Below are 19,468 nucleotides of genomic sequence, written 5' to 3'. Positions count from 1 at the left end.
ATGCAAGGAAGCGAAAAAATGAGGGGCCACGGCGTCAAGCGGCCGGCCGTACCGAGGTCCCCGGACGCCTGGCGCGCAAGTGCTGCAGCAGCCGTTGACCGTGGCTGATGAACGGCTTTTCAACGAAGAACCAGGAAACGGCGGCTGCGCCCAGCGTGACTGCCAGCGAAAGCGCCAGACAGGTGAGCAGGCTCCACCCCCGGCGCAGGGCGATCTCGGTCATGGCCTGCTGGATCGGAAAGGCATAGATGTAGACACCGTACGAAAGGTCTTCACGGGGCCACGCGCCACCCCAGCGGCGCACTCCCGCATGCGCGGCCCAGAAAACGCCTGCGGCAATACAGATCCACACCCCGACTTGCACGCCCCGGATCGTCGGACAGCACCACGCCAGGATGGCGCCGCCCAGCGCAAGGGCGGCCCACCACCCGCTTCGCCGCGCCTGGTAGGCGGCAAAGGTGCTGCCGAGCAGGAAAACGACCCCAAATCCCGTCATGTCGGCGATCGTGAACATGCTGAAAAGCCATGGCGTGGCTGCATGGCCTGTCTGATGCGCCCACAACCACATCGCAGCCATCGCGCCAGCGCCCAAAGGATAGACCCAGCGGTGACGGGTCCATCCCGCCACGCCGGCCGTCGACAGCAGCAGGTACATCAACAACTCATAGCGAATCGTCCATAGCGACCCGTTGACCGCACGGGCGAACGGGTTCGATTCAAACACCCCCGGCAGCGTCTGCACCGTCGCAATGCCCGCCATGTTGTTGGCCAGGTTGAGCCAGGTGTCGCGGTGAGACCAGTACGCGGCCGTCCCCAGCGTGGTCATGGCCCAGCCGATCACCGCCACCGAGAAAATCGTAGCGACGATGAGGCCAGGGAAGATCCGCATGATCCGCTTGACCCAGAACGCGCCCCACCGTGGCTCGCGGTGCCAGCTCTGGCATACAAGGTAGCCGCTGATGAAGAAAAAGCAGTACACAGCCAGCGATCCCAGCGTGTGACCTGGCAGTTGCACCTTCATCGTGAGCCGGTACAAGAATTCGCCATGCGACAGGAGCACCGCCACGGCCGCCGCCAGGCGCAGCACATTGAAATGGTTGTCGCCATGCGCCGTCGGCGCGTGAGCCGGCCGGTCAAGGGCGGGGGCCTGCGAGACTTCCATGCTCACCACTGCGCCGCCCGCCGGCCATCGTGGTGCAGCAGCCGCCCCCGGTCCGCCGGGGTGGCGCCGGCGATGGTGGCGATCAGGCCGGCCACGCTTTGCTGCACCGTCAGCGGGGCTTGCGCGCCGCCCATGTCCGTCTGGGTCCAGCCGGGGTCGAGCGTGACCAGCGTGGCGCGAGGCCAGGCGGGCTGGGCGGCCGCCACCGCCATGTTGAGCGCGGCCTTGCTGACGCGGTAGAGCCAGGCATCGCCGGCCGCCTGGTGGATGAGCGACATCTCGCTGGAGAGAAAGCCGAACACGCCGCCCGCCTCTTCGACCAGCGGCGCCACCTGCGGCAGCGCCTGCATGGCGCCCAGCACGTTGGTGTGCATGACGCGGTCGAAGGCCTCGCGCGTGGGCGGCGTGGCCGCGCCGTGGCCGTCCCACAGGCCGGCCACGTAGAGCGCGACGTCGATCTTCTCGCCATCGAGCTGCCACGCAAGGCCGCTGACGCTGGCCGGGTCGCCGACGTCGACGGTGAGCGCCTGCGCGCCCAGGGCCTGCACGCGCGCGCGGCCGTCGGCGTCGCGCACGGTGGCCACCACGCGGTGGCCGGCGTCGCGGTACTGGCACACCAGTTCCAGGCCAATGCCGCGCGAGCCGCCGATCACGAGGATGAGGGACATGTCAGCCTTTTCATGGTGTGGGCTCGACGTTTCCAAGCCTTTTCGGCCTCCCGCCCCGGTGGATCAAGCGCCCATAGCTACCAAAATAGTAGCAAATCACGACCGGCGCTGCTCCGCCTCGATCTGCTGCGCGTAGCGACCGACCATCTCGGCCTGCGACTCCGGCGCCGCCGGGTTGCCGGTCTGGTCGTGGATCATCTGGTTGAGCGTGGGCAGCGCGCCGCGGTCGATCTGCGCCGCGGGCTGCCACAGGCGCGAGCGCATCAGCGCCTTGGCGCAGTGCAGGTAGGCCTCGCGCACCTGCACCTGCACGACCAGCCTGGGCGCCTGGCGCTCCGCCGCGAAGAGGCTGGTGAACCCGGGCTCGTCGCGCAGCCGGGCCGTGCCGTTCACGCGCAGGGTTTCGTCGACGCCCGGAATCAGGAACAGGATGCCAATGCGCGGGTCGTGCAGCAGGTTGGTCAGCGTGTCGAGCCGATTGTTGCCGCCCGCGTCGGGCAGCAGCAGGTCACCCGCCTCGCTCACCTGGACGAAGCCGGGCGGGCCGCCGCGCGGCGAGGCGTCGAGCAGGCTGCCGGCCGTGCCGCCGGTGGCGACCACGCACAGCGGTGAGAGCGCCACGAAGCGTCGGCAGTGCGCGTCGAGCTGGCTGAGTTGCTTGCGCACGGCGCGCTCGCCCGGGGCGGCGTAGAGGGTGCGCAGTTCGGCTTCGGTGGTGATCATGGCGGGCCTGCCGTGGGGAGGGCCGTCAGACCAGCTCGATGGCCATGGCCGTGCCTTCGCCGCCGCCGATGCACAGCGTGGCCAGGCCCCGCTGCAGGCCGCGCGCCTTGAGAGCATGGATCAGCGTGACCAGGATGCGCGCGCCGCTCGCGCCGATGGGGTGGCCCAGCGCGCAGGCGCCGCCGTTCACGTTGACGATGTCGTGCGGGATGTTCAGCTCCTTCATCAGCGCCATGGGCACCACGGCGAAGGCTTCGTTGATCTCCCAGAGCTGCACGTCGGCCACGCTCCAGCCGGCCTTGTCCAATGCCTTCTGCGTGGCGCCGACGGGCGCGGTGGAGAACCACTCGGGCGCCTGCGCATGGGTGGCGTGCGACACCACGCGCGCCAGCGGCTGGCAGCCCAGCCGGGCGGCGGTGGAGGCGCGCATCATCACCAGCGCGGCGGCGCCGTCGTTGATGCTGGAGCTGGAGGCGGCGGTGATGGTGCCGTCCTTCTTGAACGCGGGCTTGAGCTGCGAGATCTTGTCCAGCCGGGCCTTGGCCGGACCTTCGTCGGCCGACACCACCGTTTCGCCAGCGCGGGTCTTGACGGTGACCGGCGTGATCTCCGCCGTGAAGGCACCGGAGGCCGTGGCGGCCTGGGCGCGCTGCACACTGGCGACGGCGAAGGCGTCCTGCGCCTCGCGGGTGAACTGGTACTTGGCCGCGCAGTCCTCGCCGAAGGTGCCCATGCTGCGGCCGGGCTCGTAGGCGTCTTCCAGGCCGTCCAGCATCATGTGGTCGAAGATGCGGTCGTGGCCCATGCGGTAGCCGCCGCGGCCCTTTTGCAGCAGGTAGGGGGCGTTGGTCATGCTTTCCATGCCGCCGGCCACGATCACGTCGTGCGTGCCGGCCCGCAGCAGGTCGTGCGCCAGCATGGCGGCCTTCATGCCCGATCCGCACATCTTGCTGAGCGTGACGGCGCCGGCGCTCTGCGGCAGCCCGCCCTTGAAGCCGGCCTGCCGCGCGGGCGCCTGGCCCTGGCCAGCCAGCAGGCAGTTGCCGAACAGCACTTCGCCCACGGCCTCGGGCGCGACGCCGGCGCGCTCCACCGCCGCGCGGATGGCCGCGCCGCCCAGGTCGTGCGCGGCCAGGCTGGCGAAGTCGCCCTGGAAGGCGCCCATGGGCGTGCGCGCGGCGCCGACGATGACGATGGGGTCGTCGCTCGCGGTCGAAGAGGCAGTGGTAGTGGCAGCGGTGGTGTTCGCGGTCGAGGTCATGCGGTGTCTCCTGCAATCGGGGTGGATGGAACGGCGCCGGCGCCGCTCTGGAAGCGGCGCTCGGCGTCGTAGGGGAAAACGTCGAACACGTGTCCGGCGCGGATGCGTTGCTGGTGCGCCTGCCAGAAGGCGGGGTCGAGCAGGTCGGCGTGGTGGCGCATGAAGGCCTCTCGCACCGCGCCGTTGCCCAGCAGGAAGGGGCCGAAGGTTTCGGGGAAGACGTCGCGTGGGCCCACCGGCCACCAGACCTCGCCGCTCATCTCGTCTTCTTCGTTGCGCGGCGCTGGCACGCGGCGGAACTGGCAGTCGGTGAGGTATTCGATCTCGTCGTAGTCGTAGAACACGACCTTGCCATGGCGGGTGATGCCGAAGTTCTTCCAGAGCATGTCGCCCGGGAAGATGTTGGCGGCCACCAGGTCCTTGATGGCGTTGCCGTATTCGGTGACGCAGTGCTCGATCTGCCGGGCGGCCCGAGCGTCGTGCGGGCCGGCGTCGAACGCTTCCTGCAGGTAGATGTTGAGCGGGATCATGCGCCGCTCGATGTAGAGGTGCTTGATGATGACCTCGGTGCGGCCGTCGCCGTCGCGGTCGCTGATCTCCAGCTGGCTAGGGGCGAACTGCTCGATCTCGGCGATGAGCGCGTCGCTGAAGCGCTCGCGTGGAAAGGCGACCTCGCTGTATTCCAGCGTGTCGGCCATGCGGCCCACGCGGTCGTGCTGCTTGACCAGCAGGTACTTGCCCTTGACCTGCTCGCGCGTGGTGTCCTTCGGCGCCGGGTAGAAGTCCTTGATGAGCTTGAAGACGTACGGGAAGCTCGGCAGGTCGAACACCAGCATCACCATGCCCTTGATGCCGGGCGCGATGCGAAAAGCGTCGCTGGAATACTTCAGGTGGTGCAGGAAGTCGCGGTAGAACAGCGTCTTGCCCTGCTTGGCCAGGCCCAGCGCGTTGTACAGCTCGGCACGGGGCTTTCTCGGCATCAGCCCGCGCAGGAAGCGCACATAGGCGCTGGGGATCTCCATGTCCACCAGGAAATAGGCCCGCGCGAAGCTGAAGAGCGCCAGCAGGTCGTCCTCGCCGAACAGCGCGGCGTCGATCACCAGCCCGCGGCCACCCGGCGCATGCAGCAGCGGCAGCGCCAGCGGAATCTCGGTGAAGCCGTTAATCAGCTTGCCGACCAGGTAGGCGCCCTTGTTGCGGTAGAACAGGCTGGACAGCACCTGGATCTGGAAGTTGGCGCGCAGCTTCATCGGCGCGATGTGCGGCTGCATCGCGGCCACCACGCGGGCCACGTCGCGCGGCAGGTCTTCGAAGCCGCATTGCAGGCCGAAGTCCTCCACGATGCGCCGCAGCGTAGCCGGCAGGCCCTCGCCCGCCGGGTAGTAGGCGCGGTAGGTGGGCAGCGCGCCGGGGTCGTCGTTGTCGATGTATTCCGTGCTGGCCGCGGGCCGCACGAAGATGAAGTCGTTCTGGAAGTGCGTGCGGTGCAGGATCTTGGTGGTGACCGAATTGAAGAAGGTTTCGGCCAGTTCGGGCTGGAAGTGGCCCACCAGCAGCCCGATGTAGTGCAGCTTGGCCTGCTGCCAGACCTCCATCGGCTGGCGGCCGGCGTCGAACTCGTCGTCGAGGCGGCGCACGCATTCCTTCACGCGCTGCTCGTAGAACTCGATGCGCTCGCGCTGGGCGCGCTGCTGGCCGTGCCAGTCCTGCGCCTCGAAGCGCGCCTGCGCTCCGGCCGATGCGGCGCGGAACAGCCGGTAATGGCGGTCGAAGCCGTCCATCATCGCCTGGGCGATGCCCCAGGCTTGCGGCGAATCGAGGCGCTGGGGGAACATGGCGTGGCGAACGACCGGCGGGCGCCCTGGGATGGCGGCGGGCTTACCGCCCGCGCGCGGCCTTCGCCACGCCGTCGACGGCGGCGGCGTACCGCTCTTCGAGCTGATCGCGGCCGCTGACGGTCATGTGCATGTCGTTGATGAGGCCGTCCTTCAAGCCATAGCACCAGCCGTGCAGCGTCACCTGGTCGCCGCGCTCCCAGGCGTCCGCCATCACCGTGGTCTGCGCCACGTTGATGACCTGCTCGATCACGTTCAGCTCGCACAGCACGTCGTGCTGGAACGCCGGGTCGACGCCGTCGATGAGCTTGCGGTGCCGGTCGCGCACGTCGGAGACGTGGCGGATCCAGTTGTCGGCCAGCCCCACCCGCATGCCGGTCAGGCCCGCCAGCACGCCGCCGCAGCCGTAGTGGCCCACGACCATCAGGTGCTCGACGTGCAGCTGGTCCACCGCGTACTGGATGGTCGAGAGGCAGTTCAAGTCGGTGGGCACCACCACGTTGGCGACGTTGCGGTGCACGAACACCTCGCCCGGCTCCAGCCCGGTGATCTGGTTGGCCGGCACCCGGCTGTCCGAGCAGCCGATCCACATGTACTTGGGCTTCTGCTGGGCCAGCAGGCTGGTGAAGAAGCCCGGGCGGTCGCGTTCCATCTGGGCCGCCCACGCACGGTTGTGGACAAAGAGGTCGTCGATGGAGGCGGGCATGCGCGGGTCACTTTCCTAAGGGAGTGTCAGGGTCGATGGGGGTCAGCAGGTCTCGGCGAACAGCTCGCGGCCGATCAGCATGCGGCGGATCTCGCTGGTGCCGGCGCCGATCTCGTAGAGTTTCGCATCCCGCCAGAGGCGGCCGAGCGGGAATTCGTTGATATAGCCGTTGCCGCCATGGATCTGCACGCCCTCGCCCGCCATCCAGGTGGCCTTTTCGGCGCACCAGAGAATGACCGAGGCGCAGTCCTTGCGCACCTGGCGCACGTGGCCTTCACCCAGCAGGTCGAGGTTTTTGGCCACGGTGTAGGCGAACGAGCGGCCGGCCTGCAGCACGGTGTACATGTCGGCCACCTTGCCCTGGATGAGCTGGAATTCGCCGATGCTCTGGCCGAACTGCTTGCGGTCGTGGATGTAGGGCACCACGTTGTCCATCACCGCCTGCATGATGCCCAGCGGCCCGCCGGTGAGCACGGCGCGCTCGTAGTCCAGGCCGCTCATCAGCACCTTGGCGCCGCCGTTCACCTGGCCCAGCACGTTCTCGGCCGGCACCTCCACATCGTTGAACACCAACTCGCCCGTGTGGCTGCCGCGCATGCCCAGCTTGTCGAGCTTCTGCGCAACGGAAAAGCCCTTCGTGCCCTTCTCGATCAGGAAGGCGGTGACGCCGCGCGCGCCCAGCTCGGGCTCGGTCTTGGCATAGACCACCAGCGTGTCGGCATCGGGGCCGTTGGTGATCCACATCTTGCTGCCGTTGAGCAGGTAGTAGCCGCCCTTGTCCTCGGCTTTGAGCTTCATGCTGATGACGTCGGAGCCGGCGCCGGGCTCGCTCATCGCCAGCGCGCCCACGTGTTCGCCGCTGATGAGGCGCGGCAGGTACTTCTGCTTCTGCGCTTCGGTGCCGTTGCGGTTGATCTGGTTCACGCACAGGTTGCTGTGCGCGCCGTACGACAGGCCCACCGAGGCGCTGGCGCGGGAGATCTCCTCCATCGCCACCATGTGCGCCAGGTAGCCCATGGCGGCGCCGCCGTAGGCTTCGGGCACGGTGATGCCGAGCACCCCCAGATCGCCCATCTTGCGCCACAGGTCCATGGGGAACTGGTCGCTGCGGTCGATCTCGCCGGCGCGCGGCGCGATCTCGGCCTGGGCGAAATCGTGCACCGCGTCGCGCAGGGCGTCGATGTCTTCGCCGAGCTGGAAGTTCAGGCCGGGCATGGGATGGGCGCTCATGGGTTGTCTCCTGGTGGGCTCGTCGGCGCGAGCGTGGGTCGGTCGGTCGATCTGGATCGGTCCAGAGTTTACGTTGACGTAAACGTAAACCTCAATTATCTGCCAATTTCGGCTTCTTGGCCGCGGCCGGCCTGGCGGTCTTCTGCAGCAGCGCGCGCGCTTCCTTCTCGTGCTCGCGCACCTCGTCCAGGTTGGCCTGCAGGTCGGCCATCTGCTCTTCGAGCTGCTTGCGGTGCTGGCCCAGCACGTCCAGGAATCGGCGCAGCTGCACGCCCGTGTCGCGCGGGCTGTCGTAGAGGTCGATGATCTCCTTGGCCTCGGTCAGCGACAGGCCCAGGCGCTTGGCGCGCAGCGTGAGCCGCAGGCGGGTGCGGTCGCGCGGGCTGTACACGCGGTTGCGCCCGCCCGGGCCGGTGCGTTCGGGCTGCAGCAGGCCCATGTCTTCATAGAAGCGCATGGCCCGGGTGGTCAGGTCGAATTCCTTGGCGAGGTCGCTGATGGTGTAGGTGGTGGACATGAGGGGGGGGCGCGGCGCTGGATTACGTTGACGTCAACGTCAATGCTAACGCAGACAGCCCTCTGGAACGGAGGAGCACCGGCATACACGCCCGGTTGGAAAAGGGTGCGCAGCCGCAGGCGCTGCAATCGACCATATTCCACATTAATGGATTTTCTTTCCATTAAACTGGATTCATGGACATCAACCTACGCATCGCCCAGCGCCTGCGCGAACTGCGCAGCGCCCGCGGCTACTCGCTGGAGGCGCTGGCCGAACGCAGCGGTGTCAGCCGCTCCAACATTTCGCTCATAGAACGCGGCCAGAGCAGCCCTACGGCAGCCGTGCTCGACAAGCTGGCGATCGGGCTGAGCGTGGCGCTGGCCTCCTTCTTCGATGAGTCGGAGCGCAGCCCGGACGGCGCAGCGCCTTCTCCCCTTTGCCGCCACGCCGACCAGCCCACATGGAAAGACCCGGCTTCGGGCTACGTGCGCCGCAGGCTGTCACCGTCGATGCCCTCCGCACTGCAGCTGGTCGAAGTGGTGTTTCCTGCAGGTGGCCGGGTGGCCCTGGATTCGGCCGTACACGACGCCGACATCCACCAACAGGTGTGGCTGCTGCAAGGCGAGATGGAACTGACGATCGGAGAGACACCGTGGCGGTTGACGCAAGGGGACTGCCTCGCCATGCGGCTCAACCAGCCCATCGTTTTTCACAACCCCGGCAGGAAGCCGGCGCGCTATGTCGTGGCACTGACCAACCTGGACAGCCGCGCCGGCCGTTTCCCCTCCATCACCCCGCCATCGAGGAACCCTTCATGACCGCCAGCGCCACCGCCTTTGCAATCACCCTCCGCCGCCTGAACGGCCAGGAGGTGGCCCGCAGCCGCGAGGCGCTGGCCGATGTGCTGGTCGATTGCGTGGACGGGGGCGCGTCGGTGAGCTTCATGGCACCGCTGCCGCGGGACAAGGCACTGCAGTTCTGGCAGGGCGTTGCCGAGAGCGTTGCGCGGGACGACCGCATCCTGCTGGTCGCCGAAAGCCCGCGCGGAGACATTCTGGGCACCGTCCAGCTCATCACCGCCATGCCCGACAACCAGCCCCATCGCGCCGAGGTGGCCAAGCTGCTGGTTCATCGCAAGGCGCGCAGACAAGGCCTGGCACGGCAGTTGATGCAGGCGATCGATGACGCGGCCCGTGCAGCGGGCAAGTCCGTGCTGGTGCTCGACACCGCGACCGGCGGCGATGCGGAGCGCCTCTATGAAACTGCCGGGTGGAGCCGCGTGGGTGTCGTGCCCGACTATGCGCTCATGCCCGACGGCGCCCCTTGCGGCACCACGTTCTTCTACAAGCGTCTGTGAGCCGCACAGCCCCGGGCGGGGCCGTCGGTTCAGGGGGCATTGCCGGCGGCAGTCGCCGGTGCCCAAGTCAGCGTGTGGATCTCCTGGAGCAGCCGCACCAGCGCGGCGCCCGCCGCTTCGACCACCGCCCGGCCCTTGTCTGCGGTGGCGCCCGCCGCATTGCCTACGGCGCCGCTGGGGTGGTAGTCCTGCATGGCCCAGCCCATCTTGGCGCTGCGGCCGTTGCCCAGGATGGCGAAGCGTTCGGCCCGGTCCTGCGAGGTGGAGCGCCAGCGTTCGGCGTGCTCCATGCGCACGGTGGGCGGCGCCAGGTGCAGCATCATCGACGTCTCGATCTCGCCGGCATGGATGCCGAAGCGGTGCTCTTCCGCCGTGAACAGGCCCTGCACGGCATCGGGCAGCGGCAGGCTGAACCAGCTGGCGCCGTAGACCAGCAGGCCGTGCTGCTGGCGCAGCTCGCGCGCCACGATGTCCATCACGCTGACCTGGCCGCCATGGCCGTTGAGCAGCAGCAGCTTCTTCACGCCCGCGCGCGCCACGCAGGCGCCCAGCTCGGTCCAGAGCGCGATGACGGTGGCGGGCGACAGCGTGAGCGTGCCCGCGAACGCCGTGTGCTCGGTGGACAAACCCACGTTCTGCGGCGGCAGGAAGAGCGCCGGCAGGTCGGCGGGCAGCCGGGGCAGCGCGGCGTCGATCACCCCCTGCAGCAGCGTGGCATCGACCTGCAGCGGCAGGTGCGGGCCATGCTGCTCGACGGCCGCCACCGGCAGCACGGCCACCGTCTGCGCAGCCAGGCCCGAGGCCTGGGCCTGCGTGAAGTCGCGCGTGGAGAGGTCGGCCCAGAAGCGTGAAGGGTGGTGCTGCATGCGGCGATGTTAGCGATTCAAACGGCCCACGGCCCCCAGCCGCCGCTGCCACCACAGGTCCGCCGCCAGCACCAGCAGCAGCGACAGCCCCACCAGCGGGAACACCACGCCGCCCAGGGCCAGCAGCGCCGTGAGCCCGGCCAGCACCTCGGGCCGGGCCGGCAGCGGCGGCACGGCCAGGCCGCCGCCGCGGGGCCGGCGCTTCCACCAGGCGACGGCGCCCGTCGCGCACAGCAGCACGACGGCCGCGCAGGCCACCAGCAGCCCCCACTGGTTTATGGCGCCGTACTGCTGCCCCAGGTGCACGTTGATGCCCCATTCCAGCGCCTGGCCGGCGGGGCCGTAGTCGGCGTAGCCCTGGTCCAGCAGCACGGCGCCGCTGTACTGGTCGATGTGCACCACCCGCTGGCGTGCCAGGTCGTCGGGGTAGGCCGAGGCCGAGAACACGCCGCGGGCGCCACGCGGCGGCGTCACGGTGTAGCCGGGCGCGAGGCCCAGGCGGCCGACCACGGCCATCGCCGCATCCAGGGGCAGCGGCGTGCCCAGCAGCGGCTCCGGCACGGCGGGCGCGGCGCTGCCGGGGCCGTCATGACCGTCATGGCCTTCATGCGGGTCGCCCGGCACGCGGGCCTGCTGCAGCGTCCAGGGCAGGTGCGCGGCATCCGCCAGCCGCTCGCCCGACATGGGGAGCTGAACGCGCACGCCGGCCGGGTAGCCGAAGGCCTGCCCGTTGGCCCAGGCGTTGACCTGGCTGCCCCACAGCACCGACCAGGGCATGCCGCTGATGGCCAGGAAGGCCAGTACCAGGCCCACCGACACGCCGGTGATGGCGTGCACATCGCGCCAGAAAACGCGCTGGCCCGGCCGCCCGCGCACCGTGACCACCCCGCCCTGCCCCTTGCCGCCGCGCGGCCACCACAGGTAGAGGCCCGTGGCGACCAGCACCAGCGCCCAGCCGGCGGCCATCTCGATGAAGCCGCGCGCCACGGGGCCGAAGTACTTCAGGCTGTGCAGCTGGCGCACCGTCCACATCAACGTGCCGCGCTCGGGCAGCGTGCCCAGCACGCGGGCGGTGGCCGGGTCCAGGTACACCGCCAGGCGCTCGCCCCGGGGCAGCGCGATGCCCACGCTGGCGGAATGTGCTCCGTCCAGCGCGGGCGTGTAGCGGAACCACTGCGCGCCCGGGTGCGCCGCGAGCGCCGCATCGACGATGCGCCCGTGCGGCAGCGCAGGCTGCTCGGCCGAGGCGGCGGGCACGCTCAGCAGGTCGCGGTGGTACCAGCCGTCGATCTCCTTCTGGAACAGAAATGCGGCGCCCGTCACGGCCAGCCAGATCAGAAAAGGCAGCACCAGCAGGCCGGCATAGAAATGCCAGCGCCAGACGGCGCGGTAGAGGCTGGGGGACAGCGGCGGCGGGGTGTGCGTCGTGTGGGTCGTTTTCGTCGTGGTGGACATGGGGTGCCTCAGAATTTCCAGCCCACGGTCAGTGCCAAGCTGCGCCCGTCGCCCGGCGAATAGCCCGACGAGCCGCTGTCGTACCAGGCATAGACATAGCGGCGGTCGGTCGCATTGTTCACCTGCAGGCCCACGTCCACCGCCGGGGTCAGCTGCCATTGCGCGCCCAGGTTGAGCAGCGCGAAGCCGCCCGTGCGCGGCAGGGTGTTGGCGCGGTCCAGCCAGTAGTCGCCCTGGGCGTTGGCCGAGACCGACAGCCGAAGCCGGTCGGTGGCGCGGTACAGCGCGCCGGCCGTCAGCAGGTGGCGCGGCACGTTCTCGACCTCCTTGCCGGCCGTCTGCGGTGCGCCGGGGTCCGGTGTGACGATGCCGGCCCGCTGCCGCGACCAGGCCAGCCAGCCGGTCAGCTGGGGGGCCATATGGGCATTGAGCTGCAGGTCGTGGCCCCGGCGCCGCGTGCGTCCGACGTTGCCCAGGCCGCCCGGGTCGGGCAGGCCGTCGACGCCCAACACACGCGCCACCTCGCCCGAGGCGCGCTGCTCCCAATAGGCCACGCGGGCGTCCAGCCACGGCAGGGGCCGGAACTTCACGCCCGCCTCCCAGCCATCGTTGATGGAGGGCGAGAGGTTGCGCGCCTGGGTGCGGTAGGCGTCGATGCCCGCGCCGATCTGGAAGGTGCGGCCCCAGTTGCCGTAGACGCTCAGGTCGTCGCGGACGGCGTAGGCCACGCTGATCTTGGGCTGGCGGATGGTGCCGTAGTCGTGCACGGGCGCCGTGGTGCCGGCCTGCAGGTTGTCGAACGAGCCGCTGATCCGGTCCACGCGCAGGGCCGGCACGATCCGCAAGGCGGCGACGGGCCGGATGACGGCCTGCAGGTAGGCGCCGCGCGTGTCCAGGTCGAAGTTCCAGTCGCGGATCTGCGATGTGCGCACGCGCTCGGCGGTGCGCCAGCGCTGGGCGGCGTTGTCCTGCCACTGCGCGTCCAGCCCGCCTTCCAGCGTGAATTCGTGCGCCCAGGCCACGCGTGGCCGCCAGGTCAGCGTGGTGCTGGCGCCCCGGTGGGTCTCGTCGTTGCCCCGCTCCTGCTGCACGCCGGCCTGCGAGAAGCGCACCCAGCGCTGGTTTTCGTACTGGTTGCGGTAGAGGCGCGTGGACCACGAGAGCCGCTCGGCCAGCTCGCCGTCCAGGTACAGGGCCAGCTGCGTGGTGTCGCGCTCGCTGCGGTCGGAAGCGGACCAGGACGGCGAGCTGCGCGGTGCGGCCTGGGCCGCTTCCCAAGTGAGGTAGCCCGACTCCAGCGCCCGGTTGCGGTAGGCCCGCGCCGAGAGGCCCGCGCGCCAGCGGCCGTCGTCCGCCGTGTAGAACCACTTGCCCGACAGCGCGTGCTGGGTGGCGTCGGCATGATCGCGCCAGCCGTCGCCGTCACGCCAGGCCAGCGAGTAGTTCTGGCTCCAGTTGCCGCTCTCGATGCCCTTGGCGATTTGCACCTCGCGCGTGCCGAAGCTGCCCAGGGTGGCGGTGGCGCGGCCTTCGTTGCCACCGGTGCGTGTCACCACATTGGCGTTGCCTGCGATGTTGTGCAGCCCGTAGCGCGGGTCGTTGGTGCCGCGCACGATCTCGATGGCCTCGATGTCGATGGGGAACACCGCGTCCAGGTACGGCATGCCGCCCGCGTTGTCGTTGGACGGAATGCCGTCGATCAGCAGCTTCACGGCGTTGACGCGGCCCTCGCCGTTGAAGCCGCGCATGGAAAAGCGCCCCGCGTCCGTGCCCTGGCGGAAGGGCGTGACCTGCACCCCCGGCGCGCGCGAGAAGAGCTCCCAGCTGTGGTCCACATGCTGGTCCTGCACGATGGGCGCTCCCAGGACGTCCACCGAGCTGAACACGCCGCGCACGGGCAGCGGGCCGGTGGAGGCGGCCTGCACCTGTACGGTGCCCAGGCTCAGCGCGGCGTCCGCGGGGGCGTCGTGGGGTGAGGGATGCTGCTCGGCGGCAGCCGGCAGGCCCATGAGCGGGCCCGCCAGGGCGCAGGCCAGCGCGTGCCGGCCGGCCCTGAAGATCGACAGTGAAGAAGGTGGGTGCATGACGGATGGAGGCCCGCCGCCCACCGCACGCACCCGGCGGCGCGGCCGTCCCGCCAGGGGACCGGCCGAGAACCGCCGGACACGCACGGCAGCGCCGCGGGTCGATGAACGATGGAGTGAATGAATGGACGGTGGATGGACCAGCGGCAGCGGGCGCCAGCGCGCCTACCGCCCCGCGCCGCGCGAGGGGCCCGGCTTCAAGGCAGGCTGCCGCGCACGACCCGCACGACCCGCACGACCGGGCACCACGCTTCGGTCCGAACCAGGAGAGCCTGCCGCTCGACCCGGCGGGCACGGCGTGCCGTGCCCCGGTTCATTGCGGCCCCGGCAAGGCTCACGCCATCGCGGCCGGCGGCCCGCGCGCGGGCAGGGGCGCGCCCACCAGGGCGGCGATGCGTGCCGCCTCGGCAGGCAGCAGCACGTGCGGCAGCGGTGCGGCGGCCGCCCAGCCCTCGTTCATCGCGGGCGGCGGCGCGCCGCCCGGCAGGCAGAGCGCGCAGTCCAGCGTGTGGTGCGCGCCGCTGGCGGCGGTGCCGTCGCTCCCGGCGCCTTCTTCGGCCTGCACGGCCACCAGCGCCACCACGCCGCTCGTGCTGCACACCAGCACCCAGGGCTGGGGGTGGACCAGCGGCGCGGCCGTGGCCACGCCCAGCGCCAGCAGGAACCACCCGAGCACCCAGCGGGTCATCGCCGGAAGCGGGTGGGTGCGCGGGCGGGTGGTCATCGGCGTGGATTATCCGGCCGCGCTGGCGAAACCTTCCAGCACGTTCACCACATTCACGCCGATTTCCGCTACCGCGTAACCGCCTTCCAGCACGAACACGGTGGGCAGGCCGGCCGTGGCGATCTGCCGGCCGATGCGCAGGTAGTCGGGGCTCTGCAGCCGGAACTGCGAGATCGGGTCGCCCGCGAAGGTGTCCACGCCCAGCGCCACCACCAGCGCCCCGGCGTCCGACTGCGCCACCCGCGCCAGACCGCGCTGCAGCGCGTCGAACCAGGCGTCCACGCCGGTGCCGGCGGCGAGCGGCAGGTTGAGGTTCCAGCCCGCCCCCTCGCCCTCGCCCGTCTCGTCGGCATAGCCGAGGTAGAACGGATACTCGGTCAGCGGATCGCCGTGCAGCGACACGGTGAGCACGTCGCCGCGGCCATAGAAGATCTGCTGGGTACCGTTGCCGTGGTGATAGTCCACGTCCAGCACCGCCACGCGCTCCATGCCGGCTTCGCGCAGCGCCTGGGCCGCCAGCGCGGAGTTGTTGAGAAAGCAGTAGCCGCCGTAGAAATCGGTGCCGGCATGGTGGCCCGGCGGGCGCGTCAAAGCGAAGGCGGCGCGCGGGCCGCCGGCCGTGGCGACGGCGCGGGCCGCGTCGATGGCGCAGGCGGCGCCGGCCTCAGCGGCCTCCCAGGTACCGGCGGTGATGGGCGAGCCGCTATCGAAAGCGAAGCGCCCGACCTGCGCCGAGAAGTTGGCCGGATGCACATCGCGCCGCAGGCCGTGGCCGGGCCAGACGGAAGGCAGGATGTCCAGCGCCGCGTTGGCGGCATCCAGCGCCAGCCATTGCGCCCAGGCGTTCTGCAGGAAGTCCAGGTACTCGGACGCATGTACGCGGCGCACCAGCGCCATGTCGGCCGCGCAGGGCGTGGCGAGCGGCCCTTGCGGGCGTTGCGCCAGCGCATCCATCACATGGTCGAAGCGGCCGGGGTGCTCATGGCAGTCCACCAGGCGGCCGCGGAACATTTCCTGGCGGCCGGCATGGCGCGACTGCAGGGGGTTGTGGAGGATCAGCATCGGTTCGGTCCTGAGAGGGAGATCGCGGCCCCGTTTATGCCACGGACGGCTCCATCCGGTCGGTATGGCGCGTCTCAGCGCCGCATGTCCTCCGGCGCAGCCAGCGCGTCGAAACGCTGGGCCAGGTGTTCGACGAGCGCGCGCACCCGGGCAGGCACGAAGCGGTTGCTGGGCAGCACGGCGTTGACTTCGTAGCGCTGGCCGAGCCAGCCCGGCAACAGGGCCACCAGCGCGCCCGACTGCAGGTGCGCCCGCACGTCCAGCGCCGATTTGTAGACCACGCACTGGCCTGCCAGCGCCCAGGCATGCGCGACGGCGCCGTCGTCCACGCTGCGCGCACCGGGCACCGCCACCGACAGGGCCTCGCCACCGCCTGCCGGCTCGAACTGCCAGCGCAGCTCGCGGCGCCCACCGATGTGCAGCGTCAGGCAATCGTGCCCCGCCAGCTCCGCCGGATGCATCGGCGCGCCGCGCCGGGCGACGTAGGCCGGGGCGGCGCAGGCCACGCGCCGGGTCACGCACAGCCGCCGCGCCACCAGTTGCGAATCGGCGAGCGCGCCGTAGCGCACCGCCAGGTCCACCGCGTCCCGGCGCACGTCCTGCAGGCGGTCGCTGACCGACAGGGCGATCTGCACGCCCGGGTGCCGCGCCAGAAACTCGTCGAAGCAGCCCAGCAGCAGGCTGCGCGACAGGTCCGACGGGGCGGCCACGCGCACCGTGCCGCGCAGCACGCCGGTCTGGGACGCCGCCTGGCTGGCCCCTTCCTGCAACAGGTCGAGCGCCCGGGAGGCGTAGTCCAGCAGCGTCTGGCCCTGCTCGGTCAGCCGCATCGCGCGGGTGGACCGCTCGAAGAGCCGCGCGCCCACTTCGGCCTCTAGCCGCTTGAGCATGGCGCTGGCCGCAGCCGGGGTGAGGTCCAGTGCCTTGGCGGCGGCGGTCAGGCTGCCGCCCCGGGCCGTTTCCACCAGCACCCGCAGGTCCGCGATATTTTCAAATCTCATTTGATACAGCACCAATCCGGAAGGTATTACCGCCGCCATTTTGACGGCCTACAGTGCAGGGCATGCGGTGAAGGGCAGCCTGGCGCCCCGCAGGCCCGGCCCCTTCGCCGTTCCATCCCCTCGCCTTTCCCCTACCTGGAGTTCCCATGAAAGCCATCGGCTACCACGCGCCCCATCCCATCGACCACCCCGAAGCGCTGCTCGACATCGAGCTGCCCGAGCCCACGCCGCGGCCGCACGACCTGCTGGTGCGGGTGCACGCCGTGTCGGTGAACCCGGTGGACACGAAGGTGCGCGCCGGCAGCGCGCCCGAGCCCGGCACGGCCAAGGTGCTGGGCTGGGACGCCGTGGGCACCGTGGAGGCCATCGGCGCCGCCGTGCAGGGCTTCGCCGTCGGCGACCGGGTGTACTACGCGGGCGCCATCGACCGCCCCGGCACCAATGCCGAACGGCATGCGGTGGACTTTCGGATCGCCGCGCATGCCCCCGCCACGCTGACCGACGCCCAGGCCGTCGCCCTGCCCCTGACCGCCATCACGGCCTGGGAGCTGCTGTTCGACCGGCTGCGCATCGCCCGCACGCCGGATGGCGCACCCGCCGGCAACGCCCCGGCGGCCGATGCCCCGGTGCTGCTGGTCGCAGGCGGCGCCGGCGGCGTGGGCTCGGTGCTGATCCAGCTGGCCCGCCAGCTCACCGGCCTGCGGGTGGTGGCGACCGCGTCGCGGCCCGCCACCCGGCAGTGGTGCCTGGACATGGGCGCGCACGGCGTCATCGACCACCGCCAGCCGATGGCGCCGCAGCTGGCCGCGATGGGCATCGACCAGGTGGACCACGTGGCCAGCCTCACCCACACGGCGGCGCACCTGCCGCAGTACGTGGAGCTGCTGCGCCCGCAGGGCCAGATCGCCGTGATCGACGACATGCCCGCGCTCGACGTGGTGCCGCTCAAGCGCAAGAGCCTGTCGCTGCATTGGGAGATGATGTTCACCCGATCGCTGTTCGGCACCCCCGACATGGCCCGCCAGGGCGCCCTGCTGGCCGAGGTCGCCCGGCTGGTCGACGCGGGCCGCCTGCGCACCACGCTCGGCACCGAAATGGGCACCATCGACGCCGCGCACCTGCGCCGCGCCCACGCGCTGCTGGAAAGCGGCACGGCCATCGGCAAGGTGGTGCTGGCGGGGTTCTGAAGCATGCGGTGATCGTGCGCCGCCCAGTTGCCGGCATCGGCCGACAGCAGAGCGGGAGCGGTGCGGCCAACATGCCGCATGCCCGCCTCAGCCTCGCCCTCCACCGCCTCCGCCGGTACCTCGCCACCCCACCGGCCGCCCCGCGCTCCCACCCGGGACCTGACGCAAGGCCCCATCGGCCGCACGCTGCTGGTCTTCGCGCTGCCCATCCTGGCGGGCAACGTGCTGCAGTCGCTCAACGGCTCGGTCAACGCGGTATGGGTGGGCCGTTTTCTGGGCGAGGCGGCGCTCACCGCCACGGCGAACGCCAACAACATCCTGTTCCTGCTGATCGGCGCGGTGTTCGGCGTGGGCATGGCGGCCACCATCCTGGTGGCGCAGGCCATGGGGGCGCGCAATCCGCAGCAGGCGCGCCGGGTGATCGGCACCAGCGCCACCTTCTTCGGCGGCACGGCGGTGCTGATCGCCGCGGCCGGCCCGCCGCTGTCGCGCGAGATCCTGGGCTGGATGGGCACGCCCGCCGCCGCCCTGCCCCTGGCCGAGGCCTACCTGCGCACGCTGTTCCTGGCGGTGCCGCTGCTCTACCTGTTCGCCTTCATCTCGGCCGTGCTGCGCGGCGCGGGCGACACGCGCACCCCGTTCCTCTTCCTGCTGCTGGTGGTGGTGCTGGACACGGCGCTGAACCCGCTGCTCATCTTCGGCTGGGGGCCCGTGCCGCGCATGGGCATCGCCGGCTCGGCCATGGCCACGCTGGTGGCCAACGCGATCAGCTTCGCCGCGCTGCTGGCCTGGCTGCGCTGGCGCCGGCACCTGCTCTGGATCGGCCGGGCCGACTGGCGGCTCTTCGTGCCTGACGGGGCCATCCTGCGGGCGCTCATCGTCAAGGGCCTGCCGATGGGCGCGCAGATGGTGATGATCTCCACCGCCATGCTGATGCTGATGGGCCTGGTCAACGCGCAGGGCGTGGTCACCGCGTCGGCCTACGGCGCGGCGCTGCAGCTCTGGACCTACGTGCAGATGCCGGCCATGGCCATCGGCGCGGCCTGCTCGTCCATGGCGGCGCAGAACGTGGGCGCGGGCCGCTGGGAACGGGTGGACGGCGTGGCCCGCAGCGGCACGCTCTTCAACTTCGTGCTGACCGGCGCCCTCATCGTGCCGCTGGTGCTGCTGGACCGCACGGCGCTCGCGCTCTTTTTGCCCGCGGGCAGCGCGTCGCTGGAAGCAGCCCGCCATCTCAACCACATCGCCGTGGGCTCGTTCCTCTTCTTCGGCGTGACCTTCGTGCTCTCGGGCGTGGTGCGTTCCACCGGCGCGGTGGTGCCGCCGCTCATCATCCTGGGCCTGGCGCTCTGGGGCATCCGGCTGCCGATCGCCTATGGCCTGCAGCCCTGGCTGGGCGCCGACGCGATCTGGTGGAGCTTCCCGGCGAGCGCGCTGTGCGCCATGCTGATGTCGATGGCCTACTACCGCTGGGGCGGCTGGCGCAAGGCGCGCATGCTGGCCCCGGCCGAGCCGGTGGTGGCGACCCCGGCGGAAGTGGGCGGCCTGCCGCCCTCGCCCGTGTGCGCGCAGGCGGCTGCGGCAGAGCCGGGGCCGGTCGCGGACGCCTGGCCGCCGGCAGCGGCGCGCCGCCCGGCCTGACGCCGCT

18 protein-coding genes are annotated in these 19,468 nt (G+C 70.7%); 4 read left to right on the top strand and 14 right to left on the bottom strand.

All coding sequences use genetic code 11. From position 1 onward, the window contains the following. Positions 1-34 precede the first annotated feature (34 nt). From ABWV53_RS15530 to ABWV53_RS15495, 8 genes are all read right to left on the bottom strand, one after another. Positions 35-1,162: an acyltransferase family protein gene (locus ABWV53_RS15530; RefSeq protein ID WP_353367051.1), complete on the bottom strand. Its 1,128-nt coding sequence runs from the start codon at positions 1,160-1,162 to the stop codon at positions 35-37. A gap of 2 nt (positions 1,163-1,164) precedes the next feature. Next, complete coding sequence (locus ABWV53_RS15525; protein ID WP_353367050.1) at positions 1,165-1,830, bottom strand: SDR family oxidoreductase; 666 nt, start codon at positions 1,828-1,830, stop codon at positions 1,165-1,167. Positions 1,831-1,926: 96 nt separating this feature from the next. Beyond that, the gene (locus ABWV53_RS15520) at positions 1,927-2,553 is read right to left on the bottom strand and encodes an MSMEG_1061 family FMN-dependent PPOX-type flavoprotein (RefSeq protein WP_353367049.1); all 627 of its coding nucleotides are present in this window, start codon (positions 2,551-2,553) and stop codon (positions 1,927-1,929) included. A gap of 25 nt (positions 2,554-2,578) precedes the next feature. Further along, positions 2,579-3,814, bottom strand: coding sequence for an acetyl-CoA C-acyltransferase (locus ABWV53_RS15515; protein WP_353367048.1), 1,236 nt, complete (start codon positions 3,812-3,814; stop codon positions 2,579-2,581). Next, positions 3,811-5,649, bottom strand: a complete 1,839-nt coding sequence (aceK, locus tag ABWV53_RS15510; RefSeq protein ID WP_353367047.1) for a bifunctional isocitrate dehydrogenase kinase/phosphatase — start codon at positions 5,647-5,649, stop codon at positions 3,811-3,813. The genes ABWV53_RS15515 and aceK overlap by 4 nt, the downstream gene beginning before the upstream one ends. A 43-nt stretch (positions 5,650-5,692) precedes the next feature. Then, positions 5,693-6,355, bottom strand: coding sequence for a carbonate dehydratase (can, locus tag ABWV53_RS15505; protein WP_353367046.1), 663 nt, complete (start codon positions 6,353-6,355; stop codon positions 5,693-5,695). Positions 6,356-6,397: 42 nt separating this feature from the next. Continuing rightward, the gene (locus tag ABWV53_RS15500; RefSeq protein ID WP_353367045.1) at positions 6,398-7,585 is read right to left on the bottom strand and encodes an isovaleryl-CoA dehydrogenase; all 1,188 of its coding nucleotides are present in this window, start codon (positions 7,583-7,585) and stop codon (positions 6,398-6,400) included. 91 nt (positions 7,586-7,676) lie between these two features. Further along, complete coding sequence (locus ABWV53_RS15495; protein ID WP_353367044.1) at positions 7,677-8,102, bottom strand: MerR family transcriptional regulator; 426 nt, start codon at positions 8,100-8,102, stop codon at positions 7,677-7,679. Positions 8,103-8,278: 176 nt separating this feature from the next. Between ABWV53_RS15495 and ABWV53_RS15490 the strand changes: the two genes are divergently transcribed. Beyond that, positions 8,279-8,902: a helix-turn-helix domain-containing protein gene (locus tag ABWV53_RS15490; protein WP_353367043.1), complete on the top strand. Its 624-nt coding sequence runs from the start codon at positions 8,279-8,281 to the stop codon at positions 8,900-8,902. Beyond that, the gene (locus tag ABWV53_RS15485) at positions 8,899-9,441 is read left to right on the top strand and encodes a GNAT family N-acetyltransferase (protein ID WP_353367042.1); all 543 of its coding nucleotides are present in this window, start codon (positions 8,899-8,901) and stop codon (positions 9,439-9,441) included. The genes ABWV53_RS15490 and ABWV53_RS15485 overlap by 4 nt, the downstream gene beginning before the upstream one ends. A gap of 29 nt (positions 9,442-9,470) precedes the next feature. Here the strand turns inward: ABWV53_RS15485 and ABWV53_RS15480 are convergent, their stop codons facing one another. The 6 genes from ABWV53_RS15480 to ABWV53_RS15455 form a co-directional block, all read right to left on the bottom strand. Continuing rightward, complete coding sequence (locus ABWV53_RS15480; protein WP_353367041.1) at positions 9,471-10,307, bottom strand: creatininase family protein; 837 nt, start codon at positions 10,305-10,307, stop codon at positions 9,471-9,473. A 9-nt stretch (positions 10,308-10,316) separates the two neighbouring features. Beyond that, positions 10,317-11,762 carry a PepSY-associated TM helix domain-containing protein gene (locus ABWV53_RS15475; protein ID WP_353367040.1) on the bottom strand — a complete coding sequence of 482 codons (1,446 nt, stop codon included), beginning with the start codon at positions 11,760-11,762 and terminating at the stop codon, positions 10,317-10,319. A gap of 8 nt (positions 11,763-11,770) precedes the next feature. After that, the gene (locus ABWV53_RS15470) at positions 11,771-13,846 is read right to left on the bottom strand and encodes a TonB-dependent receptor (RefSeq protein WP_502903916.1); all 2,076 of its coding nucleotides are present in this window, start codon (positions 13,844-13,846) and stop codon (positions 11,771-11,773) included. Between the two features lie 334 nt (positions 13,847-14,180). Continuing rightward, positions 14,181-14,570, bottom strand: coding sequence for a DUF2946 family protein (locus ABWV53_RS15465; protein ID WP_353367039.1), 390 nt, complete (start codon positions 14,568-14,570; stop codon positions 14,181-14,183). A 9-nt stretch (positions 14,571-14,579) separates the two neighbouring features. Beyond that, positions 14,580-15,632, bottom strand: a complete 1,053-nt coding sequence (locus ABWV53_RS15460; protein ID WP_353367038.1) for a histone deacetylase family protein — start codon at positions 15,630-15,632, stop codon at positions 14,580-14,582. Positions 15,633-15,706: 74 nt separating this feature from the next. Then, a complete protein-coding gene (locus ABWV53_RS15455; protein WP_353367037.1) occupies positions 15,707-16,633 on the bottom strand; it encodes a LysR family transcriptional regulator in 927 nt (308 codons plus the stop codon). Positions 16,634-16,779: 146 nt separating this feature from the next. Here ABWV53_RS15455 and ABWV53_RS15450 point away from each other — a divergent pair, with 146 nt between their 5' ends. Both ABWV53_RS15450 and ABWV53_RS15445 read left to right on the top strand, forming a co-directional pair. Next, on the top strand, positions 16,780-17,820 hold the full coding sequence (locus ABWV53_RS15450; protein WP_353367036.1) for a zinc-binding alcohol dehydrogenase family protein: 1,041 nt from the start codon (positions 16,780-16,782) through the stop codon (positions 17,818-17,820). A gap of 78 nt (positions 17,821-17,898) precedes the next feature. After that, positions 17,899-19,461, top strand: coding sequence for an MATE family efflux transporter (locus ABWV53_RS15445; protein WP_353367035.1), 1,563 nt, complete (start codon positions 17,899-17,901; stop codon positions 19,459-19,461). Positions 19,462-19,468 lie beyond the last annotated feature (7 nt).

The sequence above is a fragment of the Acidovorax sp. FG27 genome (genome assembly GCF_040365715.1).
Taxonomy (GTDB): Bacteria; Pseudomonadota; Gammaproteobacteria; order Burkholderiales; family Burkholderiaceae_C; genus Paracidovorax.
The sequence above is the reverse complement of the archived record's forward strand: the minus strand, read 5'-3'. Positions and strand labels throughout refer to the sequence as shown.

Bases quoted from the DNA above. Each gene is read 5' to 3' on its own strand.
- ABWV53_RS15530 (WP_353367051.1), bottom strand. From the start codon at position 1,162: ATGGAAGTCTCGCAGGCCCCCGCCCTTGACCGGCCGGCTCACGCGCCG.
- ABWV53_RS15525 (WP_353367050.1), bottom strand. From the start codon at position 1,830: ATGTCCCTCATCCTCGTGATCGGCGGCTCGCGCGGCATTGGCCTGGAA.
- ABWV53_RS15520 (WP_353367049.1), bottom strand. From the start codon at position 2,553: ATGATCACCACCGAAGCCGAACTGCGCACCCTCTACGCCGCCCCGGGC.
- ABWV53_RS15515 (WP_353367048.1), bottom strand. From the start codon at position 3,814: ATGACCTCGACCGCGAACACCACCGCTGCCACTACCACTGCCTCTTCG.
- aceK (WP_353367047.1), bottom strand. From the start codon at position 5,649: ATGTTCCCCCAGCGCCTCGATTCGCCGCAAGCCTGGGGCATCGCCCAG.
- can (WP_353367046.1), bottom strand. From the start codon at position 6,355: ATGCCCGCCTCCATCGACGACCTCTTTGTCCACAACCGTGCGTGGGCG.
- ABWV53_RS15500 (WP_353367045.1), bottom strand. From the start codon at position 7,585: ATGAGCGCCCATCCCATGCCCGGCCTGAACTTCCAGCTCGGCGAAGAC.
- ABWV53_RS15495 (WP_353367044.1), bottom strand. From the start codon at position 8,102: ATGTCCACCACCTACACCATCAGCGACCTCGCCAAGGAATTCGACCTG.
- ABWV53_RS15490 (WP_353367043.1), top strand. From the start codon at position 8,279: ATGGACATCAACCTACGCATCGCCCAGCGCCTGCGCGAACTGCGCAGC.
- ABWV53_RS15485 (WP_353367042.1), top strand. From the start codon at position 8,899: ATGACCGCCAGCGCCACCGCCTTTGCAATCACCCTCCGCCGCCTGAAC.
- ABWV53_RS15480 (WP_353367041.1), bottom strand. From the start codon at position 10,307: ATGCAGCACCACCCTTCACGCTTCTGGGCCGACCTCTCCACGCGCGAC.
- ABWV53_RS15475 (WP_353367040.1), bottom strand. From the start codon at position 11,762: ATGTCCACCACGACGAAAACGACCCACACGACGCACACCCCGCCGCCG.
- ABWV53_RS15470 (WP_502903916.1), bottom strand. From the start codon at position 13,846: ATGCACCCACCTTCTTCACTGTCGATCTTCAGGGCCGGCCGGCACGCG.
- ABWV53_RS15465 (WP_353367039.1), bottom strand. From the start codon at position 14,570: ATGACCACCCGCCCGCGCACCCACCCGCTTCCGGCGATGACCCGCTGG.
- ABWV53_RS15460 (WP_353367038.1), bottom strand. From the start codon at position 15,632: ATGCTGATCCTCCACAACCCCCTGCAGTCGCGCCATGCCGGCCGCCAG.
- ABWV53_RS15455 (WP_353367037.1), bottom strand. From the start codon at position 16,633: ATGAGATTTGAAAATATCGCGGACCTGCGGGTGCTGGTGGAAACGGCC.
- ABWV53_RS15450 (WP_353367036.1), top strand. From the start codon at position 16,780: ATGAAAGCCATCGGCTACCACGCGCCCCATCCCATCGACCACCCCGAA.
- ABWV53_RS15445 (WP_353367035.1), top strand. From the start codon at position 17,899: ATGCCCGCCTCAGCCTCGCCCTCCACCGCCTCCGCCGGTACCTCGCCA.